At 47.3% G+C, this 25,152-nt stretch carries 24 protein-coding genes and 1 other annotated feature; of the genes, 22 read left to right on the top strand and 2 right to left on the bottom strand.

Annotated elements, in window-relative coordinates; translation table 11 throughout:
* From GCA01S_RS20340 to yajC, 12 genes are all read left to right on the top strand, one after another.
* Positions 1 to 1,114 (top strand): hypothetical protein (locus GCA01S_RS20340; RefSeq protein WP_042406418.1); only part of this gene is annotated, 1,114 nt, incomplete at its 5' end.
* Entirely contained in the window at positions 1,101 to 2,045 is a 945-nt protein-coding gene (locus GCA01S_RS00750) for a phosphotransferase (protein WP_042406407.1), read from the top strand. The genes GCA01S_RS20340 and GCA01S_RS00750, both read left to right, overlap by 14 nt.
* A gap of 38 nt (positions 2,046 to 2,083) precedes the next feature.
* Complete coding sequence (gene nadE, locus GCA01S_RS00745; protein ID WP_017435539.1) at positions 2,084 to 2,824, top strand: NAD(+) synthase; 741 nt, start codon at positions 2,084 to 2,086, stop codon at positions 2,822 to 2,824.
* A gap of 110 nt (positions 2,825 to 2,934) precedes the next feature.
* Positions 2,935 to 3,663 carry a YhcN/YlaJ family sporulation lipoprotein gene (locus tag GCA01S_RS00740; protein ID WP_017435540.1) on the top strand — a complete coding sequence of 243 codons (729 nt, stop codon included), beginning with the start codon at positions 2,935 to 2,937 and terminating at the stop codon, positions 3,661 to 3,663.
* Positions 3,664 to 3,775: 112 nt separating this feature from the next.
* The gene (locus tag GCA01S_RS00735; RefSeq protein ID WP_042406404.1) at positions 3,776 to 4,519 is read left to right on the top strand and encodes a YebC/PmpR family DNA-binding transcriptional regulator; all 744 of its coding nucleotides are present in this window, start codon (positions 3,776 to 3,778) and stop codon (positions 4,517 to 4,519) included.
* 196 nt (positions 4,520 to 4,715) lie between these two features.
* Positions 4,716 to 5,198, top strand: coding sequence for an intercompartmental signaling factor BofC (locus GCA01S_RS00730; protein ID WP_042406401.1), 483 nt, complete (start codon positions 4,716 to 4,718; stop codon positions 5,196 to 5,198).
* Positions 5,199 to 5,322: 124 nt separating this feature from the next.
* Positions 5,323 to 5,928 carry a Holliday junction branch migration protein RuvA gene (ruvA, locus tag GCA01S_RS00725; RefSeq protein WP_042406398.1) on the top strand — a complete coding sequence of 202 codons (606 nt, stop codon included), beginning with the start codon at positions 5,323 to 5,325 and terminating at the stop codon, positions 5,926 to 5,928.
* A gap of 14 nt (positions 5,929 to 5,942) precedes the next feature.
* Positions 5,943 to 6,944, top strand: a complete 1,002-nt coding sequence (gene ruvB / locus GCA01S_RS00720; protein WP_042406397.1) for a Holliday junction branch migration DNA helicase RuvB — start codon at positions 5,943 to 5,945, stop codon at positions 6,942 to 6,944.
* Positions 6,941 to 7,147, top strand: a complete 207-nt coding sequence (locus GCA01S_RS00715) for a DUF2905 domain-containing protein (RefSeq protein ID WP_017435545.1) — start codon at positions 6,941 to 6,943, stop codon at positions 7,145 to 7,147. The genes ruvB and GCA01S_RS00715 overlap by 4 nt, the downstream gene beginning before the upstream one ends.
* Before the next feature lie 15 nt (positions 7,148 to 7,162).
* Entirely contained in the window at positions 7,163 to 8,191 is a 1,029-nt protein-coding gene (gene queA / locus GCA01S_RS00710; protein ID WP_042406394.1) for a tRNA preQ1(34) S-adenosylmethionine ribosyltransferase-isomerase QueA, read from the top strand.
* Between the two features lie 17 nt (positions 8,192 to 8,208).
* The gene (gene tgt / locus GCA01S_RS00705) at positions 8,209 to 9,351 is read left to right on the top strand and encodes a tRNA guanosine(34) transglycosylase Tgt (protein ID WP_042406391.1); all 1,143 of its coding nucleotides are present in this window, start codon (positions 8,209 to 8,211) and stop codon (positions 9,349 to 9,351) included.
* 23 nt (positions 9,352 to 9,374) lie between these two features.
* Positions 9,375 to 9,650 carry a preprotein translocase subunit YajC gene (gene yajC, locus GCA01S_RS00700; protein ID WP_017435548.1) on the top strand — a complete coding sequence of 92 codons (276 nt, stop codon included), beginning with the start codon at positions 9,375 to 9,377 and terminating at the stop codon, positions 9,648 to 9,650.
* Between the two features lie 39 nt (positions 9,651 to 9,689).
* On the opposite strand, the gene GCA01S_RS00695 is transcribed toward yajC, so the two are convergent.
* Together GCA01S_RS00695 and spoVB are read right to left on the bottom strand one after the other, a co-directional pair.
* Entirely contained in the window at positions 9,690 to 10,064 is a 375-nt protein-coding gene (locus tag GCA01S_RS00695) for a TIGR04086 family membrane protein (protein ID WP_017435549.1), read from the bottom strand.
* A 69-nt stretch (positions 10,065 to 10,133) separates the two neighbouring features.
* The gene (spoVB, locus tag GCA01S_RS00690) at positions 10,134 to 11,696 is read right to left on the bottom strand and encodes a stage V sporulation protein B (protein WP_042406388.1); all 1,563 of its coding nucleotides are present in this window, start codon (positions 11,694 to 11,696) and stop codon (positions 10,134 to 10,136) included.
* Between the two features lie 116 nt (positions 11,697 to 11,812).
* On the opposite strand from spoVB, the gene GCA01S_RS00685 reads away from it, so the two are divergent.
* The 10 genes from GCA01S_RS00685 (at position 11,813) to aspS (ending at position 25,063) form a co-directional block, all read left to right on the top strand.
* The gene (locus GCA01S_RS00685) at positions 11,813 to 12,106 is read left to right on the top strand and encodes a post-transcriptional regulator (protein ID WP_042406384.1); all 294 of its coding nucleotides are present in this window, start codon (positions 11,813 to 11,815) and stop codon (positions 12,104 to 12,106) included.
* A gap of 174 nt (positions 12,107 to 12,280) precedes the next feature.
* A complete protein-coding gene (gene secDF, locus GCA01S_RS00680; RefSeq protein ID WP_042406381.1) occupies positions 12,281 to 14,527 on the top strand; it encodes a protein translocase subunit SecDF in 2,247 nt (748 codons plus the stop codon).
* Positions 14,528 to 14,694: 167 nt separating this feature from the next.
* On the top strand, positions 14,695 to 15,597 hold the full coding sequence (locus tag GCA01S_RS00675) for a cation diffusion facilitator family transporter (protein WP_017435553.1): 903 nt from the start codon (positions 14,695 to 14,697) through the stop codon (positions 15,595 to 15,597).
* Between the two features lie 57 nt (positions 15,598 to 15,654).
* Entirely contained in the window at positions 15,655 to 18,012 is a 2,358-nt protein-coding gene (gene recJ, locus GCA01S_RS00670) for a single-stranded-DNA-specific exonuclease RecJ (RefSeq protein ID WP_042406379.1), read from the top strand.
* A complete protein-coding gene (locus tag GCA01S_RS00665) occupies positions 18,012 to 18,524 on the top strand; it encodes an adenine phosphoribosyltransferase (RefSeq protein ID WP_017435555.1) in 513 nt (170 codons plus the stop codon). Before recJ ends, GCA01S_RS00665 begins: the two co-directional genes overlap by 1 nt.
* Positions 18,525 to 18,713: 189 nt before the next feature.
* Entirely contained in the window at positions 18,714 to 20,912 is a 2,199-nt protein-coding gene (locus tag GCA01S_RS00660; RefSeq protein ID WP_017435556.1) for a RelA/SpoT family protein, read from the top strand.
* A gap of 14 nt (positions 20,913 to 20,926) precedes the next feature.
* The gene (gene dtd / locus GCA01S_RS00655) at positions 20,927 to 21,385 is read left to right on the top strand and encodes a D-aminoacyl-tRNA deacylase (RefSeq protein ID WP_042406375.1); all 459 of its coding nucleotides are present in this window, start codon (positions 20,927 to 20,929) and stop codon (positions 21,383 to 21,385) included.
* Positions 21,386 to 21,469: 84 nt separating this feature from the next.
* Entirely contained in the window at positions 21,470 to 21,655 is a 186-nt protein-coding gene (locus tag GCA01S_RS19995) for a hypothetical protein (RefSeq protein WP_153018018.1), read from the top strand.
* Positions 21,656 to 21,723: 68 nt separating this feature from the next.
* Positions 21,724 to 21,955, top strand: a binding site (T-box leader).
* 47 nt (positions 21,956 to 22,002) lie between these two features.
* Entirely contained in the window at positions 22,003 to 23,274 is a 1,272-nt protein-coding gene (gene hisS / locus GCA01S_RS00645; protein ID WP_017435559.1) for a histidine--tRNA ligase, read from the top strand.
* A gap of 13 nt (positions 23,275 to 23,287) precedes the next feature.
* A complete protein-coding gene (gene aspS / locus GCA01S_RS00640; protein WP_017435560.1) occupies positions 23,288 to 25,063 on the top strand; it encodes an aspartate--tRNA ligase in 1,776 nt (591 codons plus the stop codon).
* Positions 25,064 to 25,152 lie beyond the last annotated feature (89 nt).

Genomic DNA, 25,152 nt, shown 5'->3' with positions numbered 1-25,152 from the left:
TGAGGCGCCAAACGTGCCGATCAAGGAAGCGCCAAACGTGCCGATCAATGAGGCGCCAAAAGCGCCGATCAAGGAAGCGCCAAAAGCGCCGATCAAGGAAGCGCCAAAAGCGCCAATCCAAGAAGCGCCGAAAGCGCCGATCAAGGAAGCGCCGAAAGCACCGATCAATGAGACACCAAACGTGCCGATCAATGAGGCGCCAAAAGCGCCGGTCAATGAAGCGCCGAAATCAATGGGAAACAAACCGTCCGGAACATCTAATGACGCACTGGGTTCTGAAGAAAAACAGATCAACATTCCACCGCTGTCACATACGATTCCACCGGTAACGCCAAATGTCAATATTAACTTTTCGAATGTTATTCCTAACGTTCCGCCGATTCCGCCAAAACCGAAAAATATTTTGCCGGGGATTATGGAACAAGAGTTAGAAAGTCCTGCCGAAGCAGAAACAGAAAAAGAAAAAGCGTTCCAGGATGACGATAATCCACCGCCGGAGCTGCCAAAAGTTCCGTATGTTCCGATCATGCAGCAGCCGTATTTGCCAGGGGCGTTTCCAACTGCGCCGATATCCCAGCAGCACTGCGTGCCAGTAACGCCGATGTTTCCAGGCGCTGGATATTATTTTCCATCCATGCCAGCCGTTCCGGTTCCTTATCCGTCTTACACCCAGCCGTTCACTAGCGGGGGGATGGAAAGCAGTTCCCATGCGTTTCCGGGAATCGAAGAAAGCAGCAGTGAATCAGATGAAGCGCCGCCAATGCCGGGATATCACGGAGAAGAAGAGGTAGAAAATCCGACAGAGTTCCATATTCCATCTGTTGGTTATTCTCCGTCTTCAACATATGCACCTGCCTCCTATTCTGGATCGTATGCGCCGTTGCCAATGGTACAAGGATACGGATGGTATCCGCCAGTCTATCCATCGTTTTCGCCAGTTGCGCATCATTACTATGCACCGGCTCCAGCCGCTTTTTATCCGTATCCGCCGCAATCGTATATGTCAGGAGCGGCATATCCGTTCGCGCCAACGGCTGCTGCATTTCCGCGTGCAGAAGGGCGGGTGTTTACCGAACCGCAAGACGAGGAGAGCAATGGTTATGATGAACCATAAGCAAAAAAGAGACGATGTTGCTAGTCGTCTCTTTTTTCTGCTGAAAGAAGTATACGGTTTCGATGTGAAAAAGATAAACATGCTAAAACATAACGTATGGATGGTTGCGGCACGCGAAGGCTGCTGGGTGGTAAAAAAATATCGCACTTTTTTCGAAGCGATGAAACAAGCAATGCTTATGCAATCGTTAAGACAAATGGGGTTTCGCCATGTTCCCGCGGTATATACGGCCATAGGACAGCATGGTGTATTTTTCTTTGCCGGCCGTTTTTGGCTTACACAAACTTATATTTCCGGCGCGAAAATGCTATCCTTTACGGAAAAAAAGGATATTGCGGCAGGGCTGCAGTTGTTGCAAACATATCATTCCGTTACGGACATGCTTCTTTCCCACCCGATATGGCGAATGACGCTCCCATATTACCATTTATATAGAAAATGGCAGCGCCGCTATGAGGATTTTTATATCCATTTGCCGCTTATTGAGAAAATTATGGAAAAAGAAGATATCGCCTTTACGATGCAATATGCCGAATATTGTCTTTCCACTTGCGCCAATTATATATCATCGTTAGCGAGGGAAAGGGTTGCGATCATTCACGGTGATATTGCCGCCCATAATTTTTTACGAACGAAAAAGGGAAAAGTATACTTAATCGACTACGATGCTGCTGCCATCGCTTCTCCGGCCATTGACTATTTGCAGTATGCGAGCCGGATATTGCCGCATTTGCAATGGTCTTTTTCTGATTTGTCCCGGTTTTCTCCTTTTTCCGATTGGCTTGCCAAACCGTGGTTTCTACACGCGCTTTTATTTCCAGCCGATATTTTCCGGGAATGGCGCTTTGCATTAAAATATAACAGACGGCTCGCGATTGCCCGTAAGGAACGGGAATCCTTTGTCCATAAGATTGTAAGTATGCTAAAATAAATATATGCCATTTTTGGGAGAAAGGAAGTCGAAAAACGATGCAAGAAAAGATTGAAAAGCTGATTCAATGGTTGCGCGAACAAGTAGCGAATGCCGGATTGAACGGGGCGATTGTCGGAATTAGCGGCGGCATTGATTCTGCGGTGGTCGCCCATTTAATTAAACGTGCGTTTCCCGACAACTCGCTCGGGCTGATTATGCCGTGCAAAAGCAATCCGAAAGATATGGAAGACGCATTAAAAGTAGTGGAAAGCTGCGGCATTAAGCATTTTATTATTGATTTAACGGAAACGCACAATACGTTATTTGGGGAAGTGGAAAAAAAACTGAAAGAAAAAGGAGAATGGAATGAAGAAACGGCGCGGTTAGGAGATGCCAACACGAGAGCGCGCTTGCGCATGACAACGTTGTATGCCGTCGCCAATAATTATGGGTATATCGTAGTCGGAACGGATAATGCCGCAGAGTGGCATACCGGCTACTTTACCAAATACGGAGATGGCGGAGTCGATTTAGTGCCGCTCATTCATTTTACAAAAGGTGAAGTACGTGAAATGGCGCGCATTCTTGGCGTTCCTGAGGAAATTATTACAAAAGCGCCAAGCGCGGGATTATGGGAAGGACAGACAGATGAAAATGAGATGGGAACGACATACGAAATGATTGATAAGTATCTAAAGGGAGAAGAAATTCCGGAAAAGGACCGGCAAATTATTGAACGCCTACATAAACGCTCGCAGCATAAACGGCAATTGGCGATTGCGCCGCCAAAATTTTAATATTGCCGCTAACTGACAGCCATAAAACCCCCATTCCTTCGCCAAGCTAATAATAAGGCCGAAAGATGTTTTTTCGGCCTGGTGCGAAGGAAAACAAGGGGGTTTTTCCATTGAGAAACGCAATGAAAATCATCGGGGCTGTTTCCATCTTAAGCGCGATGGCTGCGTGCGCCAATTATGCGGACAACGATGATAGACGCTACAATGATGCGACGCGTCCGATCGGCTATTATTCCACTGAGCGTTTTGCTGATGATTTCCGTTACGGCCGCTATGGAACAAATGCCATCAATTACGACAATAACTATATATTGAGCCGCCGCGGACCGGTAACGGATTACTTTGCTACCGACAACAACCGCACGGGTGTTCCAGGGGTTACCCGTTTTGATACGGATGTGCCTGCGCTTCCGCGCAATACGGATTTCGGGGATGCGGACCGCAACTACCATGGGCATTTAAATTCGATGGAAAGTAAAACAGTTCCTTCTTACTATAGAAGCTATAGCGGGAACTTAGCCGAGACGATTTCCCGCCGTGCCGATGCAGTAAAAGGAGTCAACGATGCGCGGACGCTTGTTTACCGTAACCATGTGCTGGTAGCGATTTCAACGAATGACAAGCAGAGAGATCGTATTGAGCGTCTCGTCGCCCAAGCGGTCGCACCGTATACGAAAGGAAAACATGTGCGCGTTGTTTCCAACCCGAGCATGTACAACCGCGTCCGCACCATCGACAACGATATTCGCCGCGGCCGGCCATTGAAAGAAATCGAACGGGATCTAAAAACGATTTTTATCGATGGAAAAATTAACGAACGTCCGGCTAACACACGTTAACGATTGTAAAAAGGGAGTACCTTTTTAGGCGCTCCCTTTTCCATATGACATTTTCCTCTTTTTTTGGTATAGTAATATCGGAAATTTCGTTGCGATGAGAGGAGAAATTTCGATGGCTGGACATTCGAAGTGGAAGAACATCCAACGCCGGAAAAATGCGCAAGATGCGAAACGCGGCAAATTATTTATGAAATTGGCGAAAGAAATTTATGTAGCGGCAAAAACAGGTGGAGGCGATCCAGCGTCTAATCCAGCCTTGCGCCTGGTAATCGAAAAAGCAAAAGCCGCTAACATGCCAAGTGAAAATATTGAACGTGCGATTAAAAAAGCAACGGGAAACCAGGAACATACAAACTATGAAGAAATCCGCTACGAAGGATACGGGCCTGGCGGCGTTGCCGTGATGGTTGTTTGCTTAACGGATAATAAAAACCGTACCGCTTCGAACGTACGCGTGGCCTTTTCGAAAAACGGCGGCAATTTAGGAGAAACCGGCTGTGTTTCTTATTTGTTTGAGCGCAAAGGACTGCTCGTTATCGCGCGCGAAGGACTCGACATTGACGAAGATGAGATGCTTCTGCAGGCGATTGAAGCGGGAGCGGAGGAAATGGAAACGACCGAAGATTCGTTTGAAATTTATACGACACCGGAAACGTTTGAAGAAGTGAAGGAACAATTAGAACAAAAAGGTTTTACGTTTGCCAGCGCGGAAATTACGATGATTCCGCAAACGTATACGACGCTTGCTGGCGAAGATTTAAAGAAAATGCTAAAACTGATCGATGCGCTTGAAGATGACGATGATGTGCAAGAAGTGTACCATAATTTAGACGAGTCCGTGCTGGAAGACGAATAAACAATGAAACGCATTCCCGATGTCTCAAGACATCGGGAATTTTTTTCGATATTGTTCGACAAACACTACATAGAAGTGCCGCTTTGCAAAAATAATAACGGCAGAATGAGGAGAGAAAATGGATAAAATTGCTCATATAGGCGAAAATAGAAATAAGGGGTATCGTTAATTTTATCATGAAAGAGAGGAAATGGAGATGCGAATTCTTGCCGCTTTCTTCATGGTGATGTTGTTTGCCTTGCCTATCGACAATGTTGCTGCCGCATCAGATTCCGTAAAAATGACGGTGATTTTGCAACAGCAATACTTAGATGGAGAAGTGAGCCAAGAAACGAGGGAAGAAACGGTTGTTTCGCTGAAAGAGATATGGAAAAAATATAAGGATTGGCAGCTCATTAATATGGATGATCAGACGATTATATTCCGCAAAACGGTAAACGATATTTCGCCCCTTTTAAAGGCAAACGGCTATTTTGGAATTACCGAAGATGGAACGTTGTCGATTTTTAATGGAAAACCGACCCGTTCCAATAAGATTATCCAATCTTTCTTTCAAATTGATGTAAAAAAACTGGAAAGCCGTCAGCACGAACAATTGAAAAAAGGAATTCGCGTCCTCTCGAAAGCGCAATATAAAGATGTGATTGAAACATATCGCCATTTTGCCGTGATCCGATAAAAAGACTTATCATTTTTGGTAAGTCTTTTTTTATGTTCCAAACAGGAATATACATTCGCTTTTTGTTATAATGTAATGGTATGATACAATGGAAAGGCAGAAAGAAAAGGAGAGGAGCACAGCGTTGATCGAATTTGTCCGCGGGTATGTCGATTATGTCTGCCCTGAATACATTGTCATCGACAACAATGGTGTTGGGTACCAAATTTTTACCCCGAATCCGTTTTCCTTTCAAGAAAGCCGCGATATGATGGTAACCGTTTATACATATCAGTACGTGCGTGAAGATATCGTTGCTTTGTACGGATTTCGCACCCGTGAGGAACGAATGCTGTTCGCCAAACTATTGCAAGTATCTGGAATTGGCCCCAAAGGCGGATTGGCGATTTTAGCCGCGGGGCAGCCGGAGCAGCTGGTTGAAGCGATTGAACAAGAAAATGAAGCGTTTTTATGCAAGTTCCCAGGGGTCGGAAAAAAAACGGCCCGGCAAATGATCCTTGATTTAAAAGGAAAGCTGGCGGCGATTGCGCCTAGGCCGCATGCCGCCTTCGTTTCCCAACAGGAGGAGACGGGATCGCTTTACACCGCTGCGCTTGAGGAGGCCATCGCGGCATTAAAAGCGCTTGGCTATGGGGAAAAGGAAATTCAAAAAGTCATACCAGCGCTTAGCAAAGAAAACTTATCTACTGAGCAATATGTGAAGCGCGCGCTGCAGCAACTGTTAAAATAAAGGGAGGGGTGGAAGTGGAAGAACGCCTTGTCTCCGGTGACGTCCACCGTGAAGACGTTTCACTTGAACACAGTCTCCGCCCGAAGTTTTTGCATGAATATATTGGACAAGAGAAAGTAAAAGACAATTTAAAAATATTTATTGAAGCGGCAAAAATGCGCGAGGAAACGCTTGATCATGTTCTGTTGTACGGCCCGCCGGGACTGGGAAAGACGACGCTGGCGGCGATTATCGCCAATGAAATGGGCGTCCATCTGCGCACCACTTCCGGTCCGGCGATTGAGCGCCCCGGCGACTTGGCAGCCATTTTAACGTCATTAGAACCAGGTGATGTATTATTTATTGATGAGATTCACCGGCTGCACCGTACGGTGGAAGAAGTGCTGTATCCGGCGATGGAAGATTACTGTTTGGATATTGTCATCGGCAAAGGGCAGACAGCCCGGTCCATTCGCATTGATTTGCCGCCGTTTACTCTCGTTGGAGCCACAACAAGGGCGGGTGCTTTATCTGCCCCGCTTCGCGATCGGTTCGGCGTTATCAGCCGGTTAGAGTATTATCATGTAGAGCATCTTACCCAGATTGTAATACGGACAGCGGAGATTTTACAGGTAGAGATCGCGCCGGAAGCGGCAGTGGAAATCGCACGGCGCTCTCGCGGCACGCCGCGCATCGCCAATCGCCTGCTGCGGCGTGTCCGCGATTTCGCGCAAGTGCGGGGAAACGGGGCGATCACTTTTCCGCTGGCAGAGGAAGCGCTTGAGCTCCTGCAAGTCGACCGGTTAGGTCTGGACCATATCGATCATAAACTAATAACAGCGATTATAGAAAAGTTTAGCGGCGGACCAGTAGGGATTGATACGATTGCCGCGACGATCGGCGAAGAGGCGCAGACGATTGAAGACGTGTATGAGCCGTACTTGCTGCAAATCGGCTTTTTGCAGCGGACGCCGCGCGGCCGCATTGTGACGCCGATAGCGTACGAACATTTTGGAATGGAGGTTCCAAAACGATGAACAGCCTGCCTAAGCTCATTATGACGATTGGTGCGGTTCTTATTATCATCGGGTTTTTCATGCAGTTTATAAAACTCGGCCGGCTCCCCGGGGATATTATTATCCGCAAAGGAAATATGACGTTTTATTTTCCGGTTGTCACATCGATTTTGCTAAGCGTGGTGCTATCGCTTATTTTTTATGTGCTAGGAAGGTTTCGCTAAAGAAAGGAGAGCAACATGAAAATTGACTTGTTTGACTTTGAACTGCCAGAAGAATTGATTGCGCAAACGCCGCTGCCAAACCGCGATGCTTCGCGGCTGATGGTGTTAAATAAAAAAACCGGGGAAATCCACCATGAAACTTTTCGCAATATTATCTCGTATCTACGCGAAGGGGACTGCCTCGTGCTGAATGATACGCGTGTCATGCCGGCGCGGCTTTATGGCGAAAAAACAGATACAGGCGCCAATATTGAAGTATTGCTTTTGAAACAATTGGAAGGAGACCGCTGGGAAACGCTAGTGAAGCCGGCGAAACGCGTGAAAGTCGGCACGGAAATAACATTTGGCGACGGGCGGCTGAAAGCGGTATGTGTGGATACGTTAGAGCATGGAGGCCGCGTGTTGGAGTTTTCCTATCAAGGCATTTTTTATGAAGTGCTCGAACAGCTTGGGGAAATGCCGCTGCCTCCGTATATTAAAGAAAAATTAGAGGACCCGGAACGCTATCAAACCGTCTATGCCCGCGAGGTGGGATCAGCGGCGGCGCCGACAGCGGGTCTGCATTTTACCAAGCCGCTTTTGGACGATATCCGCGCCAAAGGGGTGCATATCGCGTTTATCACCCTTCATGTCGGACTTGGCACGTTTCGTCCGGTGAGTGTCGAAAACATTGAGGAGCATGATATGCATGCGGAATTTTATCAAATGCCCGGGGAAACCGCGCAGCTGTTAAATGAGGTGAGACAGCAAGGCGGCCGCATTATCGCTGTCGGCACCACCTCAACGCGCACGCTAGAGACAATTGCGACGAGACATGACGGCAAATTTGTCGCGGAAAGCGGCTGGACCGATATTTTCATTTATCCTGGCTACGAGTTTAAAGGAATCGACGGATTAGTAACCAACTTCCATTTGCCAAAATCTACGCTCATCATGCTTGTCAGTGCGCTTGCCGGCCGCGAAAATATTTTGCATGCCTACCATGTGGCGGTAAAAGAGCGCTATCGCTTCTTTAGCTTTGGCGATGCGATGTTGATTATTTAAGAAAGGGGAACGTTCGATTGACATCACCGATTCGTTTCGAGCTCATCAAAACATGCAGACAAACTGGAGCGCGTCTCGGCATTCTTCACACGCCGCACGGCTCGTTTGAAACGCCGATGTTTATGCCGGTTGGCACGCTGGCGACCGTAAAAACGTTATCGCCGGAAGAATTGAAGGAAATGGGCGCTGGCGTGATTTTAAGCAACACGTATCATCTCTGGCTGCGCCCGGGGCCTGACATTGTTCAGGAAGCGGGCGGCCTTCATTCGTTTATGAACTGGGACCGCGGCATTTTAACCGATTCCGGCGGTTTCCAAGTGTTTAGTTTAAGCGAATTTCGCCGCATTGAGGAGGAAGGGGTATATTTCCGCAATCATTTAAACGGCGATAAACTGTTTTTATCGCCGGAGAAGGCGATCGAAATCCAAAACGCGCTTGGCTCGGACATTATGATGGCGTTTGACGAATGCCCGCCGTATCCATCCACACATGAATATATGAAAAAGTCGGTAGAGCGGACAAGCCGCTGGGCGGAACGCTGTTTAAAAGCACATCGGCGTCCCGCGGAACAAGGATTGTTTGCGATTGTACAAGGCGGAGAATTTGAAGATTTGCGCAGACAGAGCGCGCAGGACTTAGTGTCGTTAGATTTTCCAGGGTATGCAATCGGAGGTTTATCTGTTGGCGAGCCAAAAGAAGTGATGAACCGGGTGCTCGAGTTTACGACGCCGCTGTTGCCGGCGAATAAGCCGCGCTATTTAATGGGAGTCGGCTCGCCTGATTCGCTGATCGACGGGGCGATTCGCGGCATCGATATGTTCGACTGCGTGCTGCCGACGCGAATCGGCCGCAACGGAACGGTAATGACAAGCGAAGGAAGAGTCGTCATTAAAAACGCCCAATACGCCCGAGACTTTTCGCCGCTTGATCCGAACTGCGATTGCTACACTTGCCGCAATTATACGCGCGCGTACATTCGCCATCTCATCAAATGTGAAGAAACGTTTGGCATTCGTTTGACTTCTTACCATAACGTCTATTTTTTGATAAAATTAATGGAGCAAGTGAGACAAGCGATTCGCGAAGATCGTCTCGGCGATTTCCGCGAGGAATTTTTCGAGCGTTACGGTTTCAATAAACCAAATGCGAAAAACTTTTAACGATCGCGAAAGGAGGGAAAGGAATGAACGCAGCGATTGCAAATTTATTGCCAATTATCCTGTTTTTTGTCATTTTTTACTTCCTGCTGCTTCGGCCGCAGCAAAAAAGACAGCGTGCGGTGCAGCAAATGCAGGCGAATTTGAAAAAAGGGGATAAAATCATTACGATTGGCGGCTTGCACGGGATCATCGATTCCGTTGATGAAGATAAAGTGGTGATTCGTGCAGGAGACGGCACTCGTCTTACATATGACCGCTCAGCGGTGCGTGAAGTAGTAGCGGAAGGTAACAACAAATAATAGAAAAACGGCTACCAATAAAAAAAGGTAGCCGTTTTTTTAGCTGCGCGATGCTTTCATATTGACGCCGACGATGCCGCCGAGTGCTGCCGCGACGAAAAAGATAAGGTGATAAATCCATTGTTCCAAGGTAAAGGATTTTGCCAATCCTAAAAATTGAAAGAGAAATATGATGGCAGTAAATAATAAACTGGTCATACCACCGGTCAGCCAGCCTTTTTCTTTTCCTTTTCCGCCGGCGACCAGCCCGCCGATGAACATGGAAAGAAGCGACCCAGCAAAAATAATCCATGTTAATGAAGCTTCCTGCACATCTGTCCACTTGAGGATAAGAGATAGAAAGAAGCTGATCACTGCCGCCAGCAAGAAAATAGTAACAACCCCGTAAACAACCGCTGTTCCCCATCTTGACATCTCTCTTCCCCCCTGTCCCTGATAATACGTTTCACCAAAGTATATTCCGCTTTGGACATGTTTAGAAGTTTATTTGCGCTTTTTTTTCGTGATGAAGGCGCCGATTCCCGGAATATAGGCAAGCTCTTCCCGCCTAATTAATTGAAAAATGATTAATAAAAGCGAGTAAATGATAATGGTCACGATGATAGATGCCAATGTTTGCAGCGAAAGCGGGAGGTAAGCGAAAGAATAGTGAAAGGATACATATCCGACAATCCCGGCTGCAACCATAGATAGAAATGCTTTCATATATTCCATGGCATAAATGGAACAGGACACCGCCTTGACAACCGTTGCAAAATGGAGCAAGGTGACAAGCACCGTATTGATGGCGATCGCTAGCGCCGCCCCCATAATTCCTAAACTAGGCTGCGTGGCAAGCGCAAAAATGCAGGCCAGCTTTACTACAGCGCCAATCAGGCTGTTGATCATCGCCGCATTTGCCAAATCAAGGCCTTGCAGTACGGCTTGGAGCGGACCTTGAAAATAATAAAAAAGGAAAAACGGTGCCATCACTTTCACAAAAATCGTTGCTTCGCTTGTTCCGTACATCCATTGCATGAGCGGTTCGGCAAATACGTATAAAACGACGACGGAAAGGCCGCCGGTCACAAGCGACAGGCGCATGGCCTGCTGAATGCGGTGCTCCACGAGCAGCGTCTGTTTTTGCGCCATCGCTTCACTGATTGCTGGGACCAGTGAGGTCGACAATGAATACGTAATAAAGGAAGGCAGCATTAATAATGGAAGCGCGTAACCGGTGAGCTGGCCGTATTGTTTTGTCGCCAGGGAGGTGGCAACTCCGGCAATAGCCAAGCTGTTGGCGACGGCGATCGGTTCTAAAAACCAGGAAAGCGAACCGATGAGACGGCTTCCTGTCGTTGGCAGCGCGATGCGCATTAAGCTGGTAAACGTCTCTCTTCCTGCTTTGACATAGTGGAAAAACTTTGTCCGCAGTTTGATCGATTTTTTCAATTGAAACATGCAAAGCAAATAGATGAGCGACATCAATTCGCCGATCACTGAGGAGAACATGGCGCCGGCAGCGGCGTATTCAATGCCATACGGCAATAACGCTTTTGTGCACATGGCGATCAAGCTGATGCGGACGATTTGTTCTAAAAGCTGGGAAAAGGCGTACGGTTTCATTTGCTGTTTCCCTTGGAAATATCCGCGCAGCACGGAAGAAATGGCGACGATCGGAACGACCGGAGCGATAGCAATTAATGGATAATAGGTGCGCGGGTCAGTGAATAATGTTCGTGCTAACAACGGGGCGAGCAAAATCATCGCAGGAAAGAAGACTAAACTAAGCGTGCCGGTAATCGCTAACGAGACGACGAGAATTTTTTTTACCTTTTTCCGATCGCCGACGGCTTCCGCTTCCGCGACGAGTTTGGAAATGGCAACAGGGAGCCCCATTTGCGTAATGGTAATGGCAAGCACTAATGTCGGCATCGCCATCATATATAAGCCGACGCCTTCCCCGCCGATGACACGTGCGACAACAATGCGATTGACAAATCCAAGTATTCTTGTAATGAAGCCGGCAACGATTAAAATCATCGTTCCTTGTAAAAATTTAGACATCGCCTCTCCCTACCTTCTCAAATACCATAATCTTTTATACAATTAACTATATGCAGTACATATAAACAAGCATGACAAGTATTGTGGGCGAGCATGCCAGAGGGGGAAGGGGAAAAATGGAAAAGGAAAAACAAAAGAAATTGCGCGAACTGCTGATGCCGGCGCTGCAATGCAAGTATGATGAATTTCGCCTGCTCGGCTACGAGCAAGTGACCATCGATCAAATATGGGAATGTCTAGCGCAAAAGAAGTGGAAAAATGGAGAAGAAAGAAAATTATATGAGCTTGTCAATGATATTTTATCGCTGCAAATTGGCGAATATATGTCATTTATTACGATGCAATCCTATAAAGAACAGCGTTTGGCGGGTGATGATGATTTAGAGGCGATGTTGGAGGAATTATTATAGTGATGTAGGAATTTGACAGTTTTCGTTTGCTGTTTCATAATTGGAATATTGAGAGATATCTTGATGCCGGCGGATGCAAAACCAGTTGTCGCAAAACGTGAAACTGAACTTTTCCTGTTAGCGGAGTAGGACGGGCCCTTAACAGGAAGATGAACTGAAGGAGGATTTTTTACGATGGTGAAACGCAGTCGCATTGTCGCGTTTTTCCTGTTGCTTTTGCTTCTGGCAGGAGTGATGGGGCCGACGATTCAAGGAATTGTACATAACATTAAATTAGGCCTTGATTTGCAAGGCGGCTTTGAAGTGCTTTATGAAGTAAAGCCGGCAAAAAAAGGCGATAAAATTGATCAAGAAACGCTAAAAAGCACGGTCAGCGCGTTAAACAAACGGATTAACGTGCTCGGCGTAAGCGAACCGAACATTCAAATCGAAGGAAAAAACCGCATTCGCGTTCAGCTTGCTGGGATCAAAGATCAAAACCAGGCGCGCGAAATTTTATCGACGCAGGCAAAATTAACGTTCCGCGACGTCAATGACAACGTGCTAATGGATGGAAGCGACCTTGTCCAAGGTGGGGCAAAGCTGTCTTTCGATGAAAACGGCAAGCCAAGCGTCGCGATTAAATTAAAAGACGCCGATAAATTTAAGCAAGTGACTGAAAAAGTATATAAAATGGGGCCTCCAAATAACTTGCTGGTCATTTGGCTTGATTTTAAAGAGGGAGAAGACTCCTATCGAAAAGAAGCGGGAAAAGCACATCCAAAATTTATTTCTGCGGCAGTGGTAAACCAAGTATTTAACCAAACGGATGTCTCCATTGTGGGCAATTTCACCGTTAAAGAGGCGCAACAATTAGCCGATCTGCTTAATGCTGGCGCGCTTCCAGTAGAATTAAAAGAGATTTACTCAACATCGGTCGGAGCACAGTTTGGCCAAAACGCCCTGCAAAAAACGATTTTTGCCGGCATTGTAGGAGTAGCTGCGGTTTTCCTCTTTATGATTTTGTTTTATCGCTTGCCTGGGGTTATCGCGGTCATCACATTGTTGGTGTATATTTACTTGATTCTTCTTATTTTTGACTTGATGAACGGCGTGTTGACATTGCCGGGAATTGCCGCTCTTATTTTAGGTGTTGGGATGGCGGTAGATGCCAACATCATTACGTACGAGCGGATTAAAGAAGAGATTAAGCTCGGCAAGTCGATTATGTCGGCGTTCCGTTCGGGAAACAGAGGGTCGTTTGCGACGATTTTGGATGCGAACATTACGACGATTATCGCTGGTGTCGTTCTTTTTATTTACGGGACGAGCTCGGTCAAAGGATTTGCGACGATGCTCATCATCAGCATTTTAGCCAGCTTCATCACGGCGGTGTACGGCACGCGCCTGTTGCTTGGCCTGCTTGTCCAAAGCCGCTGGCTGAACAATAAACCAGGCTATTTCGGCGTAAAAAAATCGGAAATCTTAAATATCGCGGAAACAACGGATGATACGGAAGTGCCGACAAGATTTGATCGTTGGGATTTCGTAAAACATAGTAAAAAATTTTTCATTTTTTCCGGTTTGCTAACGGCAATCGGGATTATTGCCTTATTAACGATGAAACTTCATCTTGGCATCGATTTTACGAGCGGGACGCGCGTCGAAGTGATCAGCGACAAGCCGATAAACGCGGAACAGCTAAAAGATGAATTCGGGCAGCTTGGGCTGAAACCGGAGGATGTTGTGTTGTCCGGCGACCGTAATAACGTTGGTGTGGCTCACTTTATCGGCGTATTAAACAAAAAGGAGATTGCCGAGCTGAAATCGCATTTTAAACAAAAGTACGGCTCCGAGCCAAACGTGAGCACGGTGTCGCCGGTCGTTGGAAAAGAATTGGCGCGCAACGCGTTTATTGCCGTGCTGATTTCCTCGCTTGGAATCATTATTTACGTGACGATCCGCTTTGAGCTATATATGGCGCTGGCGGCGATTGTCGCGCTGCTTCATGATGCGTTTTTCATTATCACCTTTTTCAGCCTGACGCGGCTGGAGGTGGATTTGACGTTTATCGCCGCGGTGCTGACGATCATCGGTTATTCGATCAACGATACGATCGTTACGTTTGACCGCATCCGCGATTTGATGAAGAAGCGGAAAGCGAAAACGGTAGATGACTTGAAACATATTGTCAACAGAGCGCTGCAACAAACGTTCACCCGTTCGATTAATACGGTATTAACAGTTATCTTTACCGTTGTCGCTCTTTTAATCTTTGGCAGCGAAGCGATTTTTAACTTTAATATCGCTCTGCTCGCTGGGCTTATATGCGGTGTTTACTCTTCACTATGCATTGCGTCGCAATTATGGGTAGTTTGGAAAGGAAACCAGCTGAAAAAAGGAAAAAAGAGCTCCGCGAAAGAGCTGAAACCGCAAGTATAAGCCCAACGTCATCGATGGGATTCATCCAAAAAGTGCTCCGTAAAAAAGCGGAGCACTTTTTTGTTTATCGTGGCAATGTTCGCGGATAAAATATCCTTTCCTTATTGAGAAAATAAAAAAACGGATAAACTATGGGAGGCAGGCGTGGAATAGAAAGGAGGAGGAGCATGAAAAAGGAAGAACGTTTTCGCCAAGCGGAATTTGCCGCCATCGTTGGAATCATCGGCAATGTTGCGCTTGCCGTTGTTAAAGGAGTGGCGGGAGTGCTGGGCAACAGCAAGGCGCTGCTTGCCGATGCTGTTCACTCTGCTTCCGATGTCGCCGGATCGCTCGCGGTATGGATCGGCTTGCGCGCGGCGAAGCGGCCGCCGGATGAAGACCATCCGTACGGCCACGGGAAAGCCGAGTCGATTGCTGCCATTATTGTAGCGGTGCTTTTATTTATTATTGGAATAGAAATCGGCCGATCGGCCGTGCTTGCTTTTTTTCAGCCGCTCAGGCCGCCGGAAATCATTGCGGTATATGTGCTGGTTCTCTCGATTTTGGTAAAGGAAGCGATGTTTCGCTATAAATATCGCCTAGGAAAAAAATTAAACAGCAACGCCATTATCGTCAACGCTTATGAACATCGTTCGGACGTTTTCTCCTCGATTGCCGCCCTCATCGGGGTTGGCGCGGCAATAATAGGAGGAAGATGGAAGATCGATTGGCTCCTATATGCCGACCCGGTTGCAGGGTTGTTTGTTTCCGTTCTCGTGTTAAAAATGGCGTGGGATCTGGGAAAGGAATCGATTCATACGGCGATTGACCATGTATTGCATGAAGAGGAAACGGAATATTTGCGCAAGGCCGTATTGTCGTTTCCCGATGTCAAACAAATTCATGAGCTGCATGCGCGCGAACATGGGCATTACGTCATTGTCGATTTAAAAATTGCCGTGGATCCTTTTATCACCGTCGAAGAAGGGCACCGCATCGGCAAAAAAGTGAAGGAAAAGCTGCTGACGCTTCCGCGCGTGGAAAATGTGATGGTGCACATCAATCCGTATCATCCGGAAAAAAACACGTAACTTCATTGCCCACCCTTTTTTTCTTTTTGTATAATAGGAAGAGTTGAGGTGGGATACATGTTAATAGCAAAAACGCGTTGGGATGTGAAGCATCCTGACGAACATATCGTTAAACATTTAGCAGAACAGTTGCACATCGACCCGCTGATTGCCAAGCTTCTTGTGCATCGCGGCGTTTGTACGGCAAAAGAGGCAGACGCTTTTTTGCATCCGCTCAAGCAGCCGTTTCATGATCCATTTTTGCTCGATGGAATGGAACGGGCGATTGCGAGGATAAATCGGGCGATACGGCAAGGCGAGTCTATTTTAGTATACGGTGACTATGATGCCGATGGTGTATGCAGCACGACTGTCATGGTTAGCGCTTTAAAAGAAGCCGGTGCTGTTGTTGATTTTTACATTCCCAATCGCTTTACCGAAGGATACGGTCCGAATGAAGCCGCTTTTCGCCGCGCGAAGGAGCAAGGAGTTTCTCTTATTGTTACGGTGGATAATGGCATCGCGGCGGTGAAGGAAGTGGCCCTTGCCAATGAGCTTGGCATGGACATTATTGTGACCGACCATCATGAGCCGGGACCGGTGTTGCCGGAAGCGTATGAAATTATTCATCCAAAAAAACCTGGAAGTACATATCCGTTTCGTGAACTAGCCGGCGTCGGGGTAGCGTTTAAAGTTGCCCATGCATTGCTTGGGGATGTTCCGCGCCATTTATTGGATGTCGTCGCCATTGGGACGATCGCTGATTTGGTGCCTTTGACGGGGGAAAACCGCTTGCTGGCTGCGCAAGGACTTGAAGAACTGCGCCGCACGAAGCGCATCGGCTTGCGCGCCTTATGGCAGCAGTGCAGGATAGAAGCGAAGGAAATCAACGAACAGACGGTTGGCTTTGTGATCGCGCCGCGAATGAATGCGGTTGGACGTTTAGGCGGAGCGGACCCGGCTGTAAGGCTGCTCATGACCGAGGATGAAGCGGAAGCGAAAAGGCTGGCGAAAGAAATGGATGACCTTAATCGCGAACGCCAGCAGTTAGTAGCTGAAATAGCGGAAGAAGCGGCGCAAATCGTTCGTGAACAGTTTCCGCCGGCCAGGCATAAAGTGCTTGTCGTGGCGAAAGAAGGATGGAATCCGGGGGTCATCGGCATCGTTGCTTCCCGGCTAGTCGAACAATTTTACCGGCCAACGATCGTTTTAAGCATTGATGCTGAAAAAGGAATTGCCAAAGGCTCAGCGCGAAGCATTCATGGTTTTGATCTCTTTGCCAGCTTATCGACATGCCGTGATATCTTGCCGCATTTTGGCGGCCACCCAATGGCAGCTGGAATGACGTTATCGATCGACCATATTGACGAATTGCGGCAGCGCCTGAACGCTCTTGCCGATGAAACGTTGTCAGACGATGATTTCACTCCGATTACGGTCGTCGATGCGGTTTGTTCCGTCTCCGATTTAACGCTGTCGGCAGCCGAACAGCTGGAACAATTCGCCCCGTTTGGCGTTGGCAATGCGAAGCCGCTTTTTTTAATTGAAAATGTTTCCGTCGAAATGATGCGCCGCATCGGCGCCGATCAATCTCATTTAAAGGCGGTTTTTGCCGAAAATGGCGCCACTGTTGATGGCATTGGGTTTGGATTTGGTCATCTATATGATGAAATCGCTCCAGATGCAAAAGTGTCTGTTGTCGGCGAATTAGCCGTAAATGAGTGGAATGGATTGCGCAAGCCGCAGCTGGTGATTTATGACGTCGCCGTGCGCGAATGCCAATTATTTGACGTTCGCGGCCAAAGGGATATCCGTTCCCTCATTGCATCGCTTCCGAAAGAAAAACGGCTGCTCATTATGTTTCGCAAAGAAACGGAACAGCTTGCAGATATGGCATTATTTAAGGATGAATTGCATTATATTCATTCCAGCGAAGAAGCGGCAGCTCTTTGCTTGGACGGCCGCTATGTAGTGCTATTGGATCTGCCTCCGTCATTACAAATATTAAAAATGTTGTTGCGTTCTAGTTTACCTGCGCGCATTTATGCGGTATTCTATCAAAGGGAGATTCACTTTTTCCGCACGCTGCCGACGCGCGACCATTTTAAATGGTTTTATGCATTTTTACGAAAGCAAGGCGTGTTTCATATCGCCAAACATGGCGGTCAATTGGCGCGTGCACGTGGATGGACGGAAGAAACCGTCCACTTTATGGCAAAAGTATTTTTAGAGCTCGAATTTATTACCGAACGCAACGGAGTGATATCGCTTATTCCGCAGCCGGCAAAGCGTGACTTAAACGAATCGCCGACGTATCGTCTAAAACAAGCTCAGCTGGAGCTGGAAAATCTTCTTTTGTATTCAACTTACGAACAATTAAAGCGTTGTCTTTTCGAAATGAAAGGGTCGCAAACATACGAGGAGGCAAATGTGTAATGGACTTAAAAAAATATATTACAATTGTTCCTGACTTCCCAAAACCGGGGATTATGTTTAAAGATATTACGACGTTAATGGATAAAGGCGAAGCGTATAAATATGCGACAGACCAAATTGTGGAGTATGCACGCAAAAAGAAAATCGATATCGTTGTCGGTCCGGAAGCGCGCGGGTTTATTATTGGCTGTCCGGTTGCGTACGCGCTTGGAGTTGGATTTGCCCCAGTTCGCAAGGAAGGCAAATTGCCGCGCGAGGTAGTCCGTGTCGAATACGGTCTAGAATATGGAAAAGACGTGCTGACCATGCATAAAGACGCGATTAAGCCGGGGCAGCGGGTGTTAATTACCGATGACCTGTTGGCGACAGGCGGGACGATTCGCGCTACGATTCAGCTTGTCGAACAGCTTGGCGGCATCGTAGCCGGCATTGCCTTTTTAATCGAGCTTACCGAATTAGGCGGACGCAAAAAGCTAGAGGGCTATGATATTTTAACGCTCATGCAATTCTAACCATCGACATCATCGGCTTTTTTCGCTATAATGGATAAAAAGGGCACTCTCATGAGTGCTCTTTCTTATTAGCCGTTGTTGTCTAAATATGTCAACGGTCGACATTGCATAACTCTTTACATGAAAAATTTTTTTCATGATAATAGTATCAATACATGATTTTATTATACGTAAAGGTGATAGGATCCTATGGCCAATGAACAAGTATTGACAGCGGAGCAAGTTTTTGAACAAGCAGGCTGTTATTTGTCGGAAAAAGACGTCGAATTTATTAAAAAGGCGTATGAGTTTGCGAAACATGCCCATCGCGATCAATATCGCAAATCAGGGGAGCCGTATATCATTCACCCGATTCAGGTCGCGGGGATTTTAGTAGATTTAAAAATGGATCCTGCCACGATCGCTGCTGGATTTCTCCATGACGTCGTCGAGGATACAGAGGCGACAAAAGAAGATTTGGAACGGGAATTTGGCGCTGAAGTGGCGATGCTTGTCGACGGGGTGACGAAGCTGGGAAAAATTAAATATAAATCTCAGGAAGAACAGCAAGCGGAAAACCATCGCAAAATGTTTTTGGCAATGGCGCAAGATATCCGCGTCATTTTAATTAAATTAGCGGACCGTCTTCACAATATGCGGACGTTGAAACATTTGCCGGCGGAAAAACAGCGGCGCATCGCCAATGAAACATTGGAAATTTTCGCGCCGTTGGCCCATCGCCTTGGAATTTCCAAGATTAAATGGGAACTGGAAGATACCGCTCTCCGCTACTTAAATCCGCAGCAATATTACCGCATTGTGAACTTAATGAAGAAAAAACGGGCTGAACGAGAGCAATATTTGGAAGAAGTTATTCAGGAAGTGCGTGAACGGCTGAACGAGGTTCAGATTCCGTGCGAAATTTCCGGCCGGCCAAAGCATATTTACAGCATCTACCGCAAAATGGTCATGCAAAACAAACAGTTTAACGAAATTTACGATTTGCTTGCCGTCCGCATTATTGTCAACAGCATTAAAGACTGCTATGCCGTATTAGGCATTATCCATACTTGCTGGAAGCCGATGCCGGGGCGTTTCAAAGATTACATTGCGATGCCAAAGCCGAATATGTATCAATCGCTCCATACGACTGTAATCGGTCCAAAAGGAGAGCCGCTTGAAGTGCAAATTCGCACGTTTGAGATGCATCAAATCGCGGAGTTTGGAATTGCTGCTCACTGGGCGTATAAAGAAGGGAAGACCATTAAGCCGAATTCGTTCGAAGAAAAGCTTTCTTGGTTCCGGGAAATTTTAGAATGGCAAAACGATGCAAGCAACGCCGAAGAATTTATGGAATCGCTGAAGATGGATTTATTCTCCGATATGGTGTTTGTGTTTACGCCAAAAGGCGATGTCATCGAATTGCCGGCCGGCTCGGTGCCGATTGATTTCGCCTACCGCATCCATTCGGAAATTGGCAACAAAACGATCGGCGCCAAGGTCAACGGCAAAATGGTCCCGCTCGATTACAAGCTGCAGACAGGCGACATTGTCGAGATTCTGACTTCGAAGCACTCATACGGGCCAAGTCAAGATTGGCTGAAGCTGGCGCAAACGTCCCATGCCAAAAATAAAATCCGTCAGTTTTTCAAAAAGCAAAGACGGGAAGAAAATATTGAAAAAGGAAGAGAGCTTGTTGAAAAAGAAGTCCGCAGCCTCGGGTTTGATGTAAAAGAAATTTTAACGGCGGAAAACGTCAAGCGCGTTGCGGAGAAATTCAATTTTTCCAACGAAGAGGATATGTACGCAGCTGTCGGTTATCATGGGATTACCGCGGCGCAAATTGCTCACCGTTTAACAGACAAATGGCGAAAACAGCGCGATTTAGAAGAGCAGCAGAAAAAATTGACGGAGACGATATCGGAAACAAAAGTGCCGGCTGGAAAGAAACGCGATTGCGGCATCCGCGTTCAAGGGGTGGACAATTTGCTGATCCGCCTGTCGCGCTGCTGCAACCCGGTTCCCGGCGACGAAATTATCGGTTTTATTACGAGGGGCCGGGGCATTTCCGTCCATCGCGTCGATTGTCCTAACGTGCAGACGGAAGAAGCGGCCGACCGCTTAATTTCGGTCGAATGGGAAAGCGATGCAAAAACAAGCCGCGAATATAACGTGGATATTGAAATTACCGGTTTTGATCGCCGCGGCTTGCTCAATGAAGTGCTGCAGGCGGTGAATGAAACAAAAACAGATATTTCGGCTGTTTCCGGCAGATCCGATCACCGCAATAAAATCGCCACGATTAATATGACGATTGCGATTCGCAATGTCAGCCATTTGCAAAAGGTGGTCGACCGCATTAAACAAATACCAGATATTTACTCGGTACAGCGAATCATGAATAACTAGAAAGGAAACGGTTTATGAAAGTAGTCGTACAGCGAGCGAAAAAAGCAAAAGTAACGGTGAATGGAGAAGTGGTCGGGGCGATTGGGCACGGACTTGTCCTGCTTGTCGGCGTCACCCATAGCGATACGCTCGAGGATGTCGCCTTTATCGCCGATAAAATCGCCCATTTGCGCATTTTTGAAGATGAAGCGGGAAAAATGAATCTTTCCGTGCTGGATGTTGGCGGCGATATTTTATCTGTTTCGCAATTTACGTTATACGGCGATTGCCGAAAAGGCCGGCGGCCGAATTTTATGGAAGCCGCAAAACCGGATCATGCACTGCCGCTGTATGAAGCGTTGAACGAGGCGCTGCGGCAGAAAGGGATTCGCGTGGAAACTGGAAAATTTGGTGCAATGATGGAAGTGGAGCTCATTAATGACGGTCCAGTGACACTCATTGTTGAAAGTAAGGAAAAAACGGGGAACGAATGACGTTCACCCGTTTTTTTTATTTTATTTTTTGCCGAAATAGGAAAGAATAAAACAAACGGATGCGACGAATTTCCATGAGGAAGGATGAGAAAAATGCGGCATAGCGCGAAAGGAGAATTTGCCCATCGCAAGGAAAGCGAATTATTTCATGTCGATTTTCACGAATTTATGAGAAAAGAGGCGGAATATACCGCCTTTGAATTAGCGTCTGAGTTTGGCTTGACGCTAAGAGACGTACAAAAGCTAAAAAAACAAATTTTTCGTTCCTAAAAACAATGATTTTCTCCTTGACAAAATTCGATTTCATTCGTAACATAAGTTATAAAAATTGTACATATGAACAACCAATGACGGAGAAAAGTAGTTAAGAATACACATGGCCAGAGAGGAAATGCCTGAGGCTGGAAGCATTTCTCCATGATGACTTAACGAAAGACACTCCGTAGGTTTCCCTTTGAACGTGCATGGCGCCAGTAAAAGGGAACGCGAGTCTCGCGTTATCGGTAACAAGTGGAAGCTTTTTTGCTTCAATTAGGGTGGCACCACGGGAACAGCGCTCTCGTCCCTATCATTTATAGGGAACAAGGGCGTTTTTATTTTGGTAAAGGAGGTTTGTTATGGCTTTTCAAATTCCAAGAGGAACGCAAGATATTTTGCCTGGTGAAGCCGAAAAATGGCAGTATATTGAAAAAATCGCCCGCGATATTTGCGAGCGTTACAATTACCATGAAATTCGCACGCCAATTTTTGAACATACGGAGCTGTTTTTGCGCGGCGTCGGCGACACGACCGATATTGTACAAAAAGAAATGTACACGTTTGAAGATAAAGGCGGAAGAAGCTTGACGCTTCGCCCGGAAGGCACGGCACCGGTCGTCCGTTCGTTTGTGGAACATAAAATGTACGGCAATCCGAATCAGCCGGTGAAGCTGTATTACATAGGGCCGATGTTCCGCTATGAACGCCCGCAAGCTGGAAGATTCCGCCAGTTTGTGCAATTTGGCGTCGAGGCGCTCGGCAGCAGCGATCCGGCGATGGACGCGGAAGTGATTGCGCTGGCGATGGAACTATATCAAACATTAGGATTAAAGCAACTAAAATTAGTGATTAACAGTCTGGGGGATGCGGAAAGCCGCAAAGCGCACCGCCAAGCGTTGATCGACCATTTCCGGGGCCGGATTCATGAGCTTTGCGAAGACTGTCAAGTGCGTCTCGAAAAAAATCCGCTTCGCATCCTTGACTGCAAAAAAGACCGCGATCATGAGTTAATGGCGACAGCGCCGTCCATCCTTGATTATTTGAACGAGGAATCGCATCAGTATTTTGAAAAAGTAAAATCGTACTTGACGAAGCTGGGCATTCCGTTTGAAGTGGACGCGCGTCTTGTACGCGGGTTGGATTATTATAACCATACCACTTTTGAAATTATGAGCGATGCCGAGGGGTTCGGCGCAATCACGACATTATGCGGGGGAGGCCGTTACAACGGGCTCGTCCAGGAAATCGGCGGGCCAGAAACGCCTGGCATTGGCTTTGCTCTTAGCATTGAGCGGCTTCTGGCCGCATTGGAGGCAGAAGGTATTACATTGCCGGTTCGTGAAGGCATTGATTGTTATGTCGTTGCTGTCGGCGAAAGAGCAAAAGAGGAATCCGTGCTGCTGGTAAATCAGCTGCGAAAAGCAGGGATAGTTGCTGATAAAGACTACCAGGACCGCAAAGTAAAAGCACAGCTGAAAGCAGCTGACCGGTTAAACGCGAAATTGGTGGCGATTCTTGGCGATGACGAGCTTGCCAAAAATGTCATCAATATAAAAGAAATGAGTACAGGCGAACAAACGGAAGTACCGTTGCCGTCATTGATCGATTTCTTAAAAGAACGATTATCATAGGGGGGGCATCAGCATGTTTGGCAGGACCTATTATTGCGGGGAAATCACGGAAAAAGCGATTGGCGAGAAAGTCGTGCTCAAAGGCTGGGTGCAAAAACGCCGCGACCTTGGCGGACTGATTTTCATTGACCTTCGCGACCGCACAGGCATCGTGCAAGTCGTCTTCAGCCCAGAGGTGTCGCAGGAAGCGCTGCATGTTGCTGAAAAAGTGCGGAATGAATATGTGTTAAGCGTCGAGGGAACTGTTGTGGCCCGGGAAGAAGGAACGATCAATCCAAATCTTCCAACAGGAAAAATTGAAGTTCAAGCCGAACAGATCACCATCATTAATGAAGCGAAAACACCGCCGTTTATTATTTCTGACCAAACAGACGTTGCTGAAGAAGTGCGTTTGAAGTATCGCTATTTAGATTTGCGCCGCCCGGTGATGTTCCGTACGCTGCAGCTTCGCCACCGTGTGACGAAAGCGGTTCGCGACTTTTTAGACGGCGAAGGTTTTTTGGAAGTGGAAACGCCGATGTTAACGAAAAGCACGCCGGAAGGGGCAAGGGACTATTTAGTGCCAAGCCGCGTTCATCCAGGCGAATTTTATGCGCTGCCGCAGTCGCCGCAAATATTTAAGCAGCTGTTAATGGTTGCGGGATTTGAACGGTATTATCAAATTGCCCGCTGCTTCCGCGATGAAGATTTGCGCGCTGACCGGCAGCCGGAGTTTACGCAGATCGATATCGAAACATCGTTTATGAGCCAAGAAGAGATTATGGACTTAACGGAACGTATGATGGCCCACGTTGTAAAAGTAACGAAAGGAATCGATGTTTCCCTTCCGTTTCCGCGCATGTCGTATGACGAGGCGATGAGCCGTTACGGTTCAGACAAGCCGGATACGCGTTTCGGTTTAGAGCTTGTCGATGTATCGGAAATAGTGAAGAACTCTTCCTTTAAAGTATTTGCCGGCGCTGTTGCCAACGGCGGACAAGTAAAGGCGATCAATGCAAAAGGCGCGGCAGATCGGTATTCCCGCAAGGATATTGATGCGTTGGCCGAGTTTGTCGCCCGCTACGGCGCAAAAGGGCTGGCTTGGCTGAAAGTGGAAGCAGACGGGTTGAAAGGGCCGATTGCGAAATTTTTCACCGAAGAAGAGCAAGCAGGACTCGTTCAAACGCTCGAGGCGGAAGAAGGAGATTTATTGCTGTTTGTCGCCGATAAAAAAGCGGTGGTTGCCGATGCGCTTGGCGCCCTGCGGCTGAAGCTTGGCAAAGATTTAAATTTAATTGATGACACAAAGCTTCATTTCCTTTGGATTACGGACTGGCCGCTGTTAGAGTATGACGAGGAAGAAGGGCGTTACTATGCGGCACATCATCCATTTACGATGCCGGTACGGGAAGACTTGCCAGCGCTTGAAACAAATCCAGAAAAGGTAAGAGCACAGGCATATGATCTTGTTCTTAACGGCTATGAGCTTGGCGGCGGATCGATGCGGATTTTTGAGCGCGACGTACAAGAAAAGATGTTCCGCGCCTTGGGATTTACCGAAGAAGAAGCACGCGCGCAGTTTGGCTTCCTGCTGGAAGCGTTTGAATACGGCACCCCGCCGCATGGCGGCATCGCGCTTGGCTTAGACCGGCTTGTCATGCTGCTTGCGGGACGGTCCAACTTGCGTGATACGATCGCGTTTCCAAAAACGGCGAGCGCCAGCTGCCTGCTCACCGAAGCACCGAGTCCAGTCAGCAAGCAGCAGCTAGAAGAATTGCATTTAGCGGTTCAATGGAAAAAAGAAGAGTAAGCAGGTTCCTATCGTCCTTTATTCCCCAAAAGTATGTGGGCGGGGAGGTTCACAAGCGACCAAATCTGTGATACAATAAAAGCAAATAG

It is taken from the genome of Parageobacillus caldoxylosilyticus NBRC 107762 (assembly GCF_000632715.1).
GTDB lineage: Bacteria > Bacillota > Bacilli > Bacillales > Anoxybacillaceae > Saccharococcus > Saccharococcus caldoxylosilyticus.
The sequence above is the reverse complement of the archived record's forward strand: the minus strand, read 5'-3'. Positions and strand labels throughout refer to the sequence as shown.

Coding starts and splice junctions, on each gene's coding strand:
- GCA01S_RS00750 (WP_042406407.1), top strand. CDS start 1,101: ATGATGAACCATAAGCAAAAAAGAGACGATGTTGCTAGTCGTCTCTTT.
- nadE (WP_017435539.1), top strand. CDS start 2,084: ATGCAAGAAAAGATTGAAAAGCTGATTCAATGGTTGCGCGAACAAGTA.
- GCA01S_RS00735 (WP_042406404.1), top strand. CDS start 3,776: ATGGCTGGACATTCGAAGTGGAAGAACATCCAACGCCGGAAAAATGCG.
- GCA01S_RS00730 (WP_042406401.1), top strand. CDS start 4,716: ATGCGAATTCTTGCCGCTTTCTTCATGGTGATGTTGTTTGCCTTGCCT.
- GCA01S_RS00715 (WP_017435545.1), top strand. CDS start 6,941: ATGAACAGCCTGCCTAAGCTCATTATGACGATTGGTGCGGTTCTTATT.
- queA (WP_042406394.1), top strand. CDS start 7,163: ATGAAAATTGACTTGTTTGACTTTGAACTGCCAGAAGAATTGATTGCG.
- yajC (WP_017435548.1), top strand. CDS start 9,375: ATGAACGCAGCGATTGCAAATTTATTGCCAATTATCCTGTTTTTTGTC.
- GCA01S_RS00695 (WP_017435549.1), bottom strand. CDS start 10,064: ATGTCAAGATGGGGAACAGCGGTTGTTTACGGGGTTGTTACTATTTTC.
- spoVB (WP_042406388.1), bottom strand. CDS start 11,696: ATGTCTAAATTTTTACAAGGAACGATGATTTTAATCGTTGCCGGCTTC.
- GCA01S_RS00685 (WP_042406384.1), top strand. CDS start 11,813: ATGGAAAAGGAAAAACAAAAGAAATTGCGCGAACTGCTGATGCCGGCG.
- secDF (WP_042406381.1), top strand. CDS start 12,281: ATGGTGAAACGCAGTCGCATTGTCGCGTTTTTCCTGTTGCTTTTGCTT.
- GCA01S_RS00675 (WP_017435553.1), top strand. CDS start 14,695: ATGAAAAAGGAAGAACGTTTTCGCCAAGCGGAATTTGCCGCCATCGTT.
- recJ (WP_042406379.1), top strand. CDS start 15,655: ATGTTAATAGCAAAAACGCGTTGGGATGTGAAGCATCCTGACGAACAT.
- GCA01S_RS00665 (WP_017435555.1), top strand. CDS start 18,012: ATGGACTTAAAAAAATATATTACAATTGTTCCTGACTTCCCAAAACCG.
- GCA01S_RS00660 (WP_017435556.1), top strand. CDS start 18,714: ATGGCCAATGAACAAGTATTGACAGCGGAGCAAGTTTTTGAACAAGCA.
- dtd (WP_042406375.1), top strand. CDS start 20,927: ATGAAAGTAGTCGTACAGCGAGCGAAAAAAGCAAAAGTAACGGTGAAT.
- GCA01S_RS19995 (WP_153018018.1), top strand. CDS start 21,470: ATGAGAAAAATGCGGCATAGCGCGAAAGGAGAATTTGCCCATCGCAAG.
- hisS (WP_017435559.1), top strand. CDS start 22,003: ATGGCTTTTCAAATTCCAAGAGGAACGCAAGATATTTTGCCTGGTGAA.
- aspS (WP_017435560.1), top strand. CDS start 23,288: ATGTTTGGCAGGACCTATTATTGCGGGGAAATCACGGAAAAAGCGATT.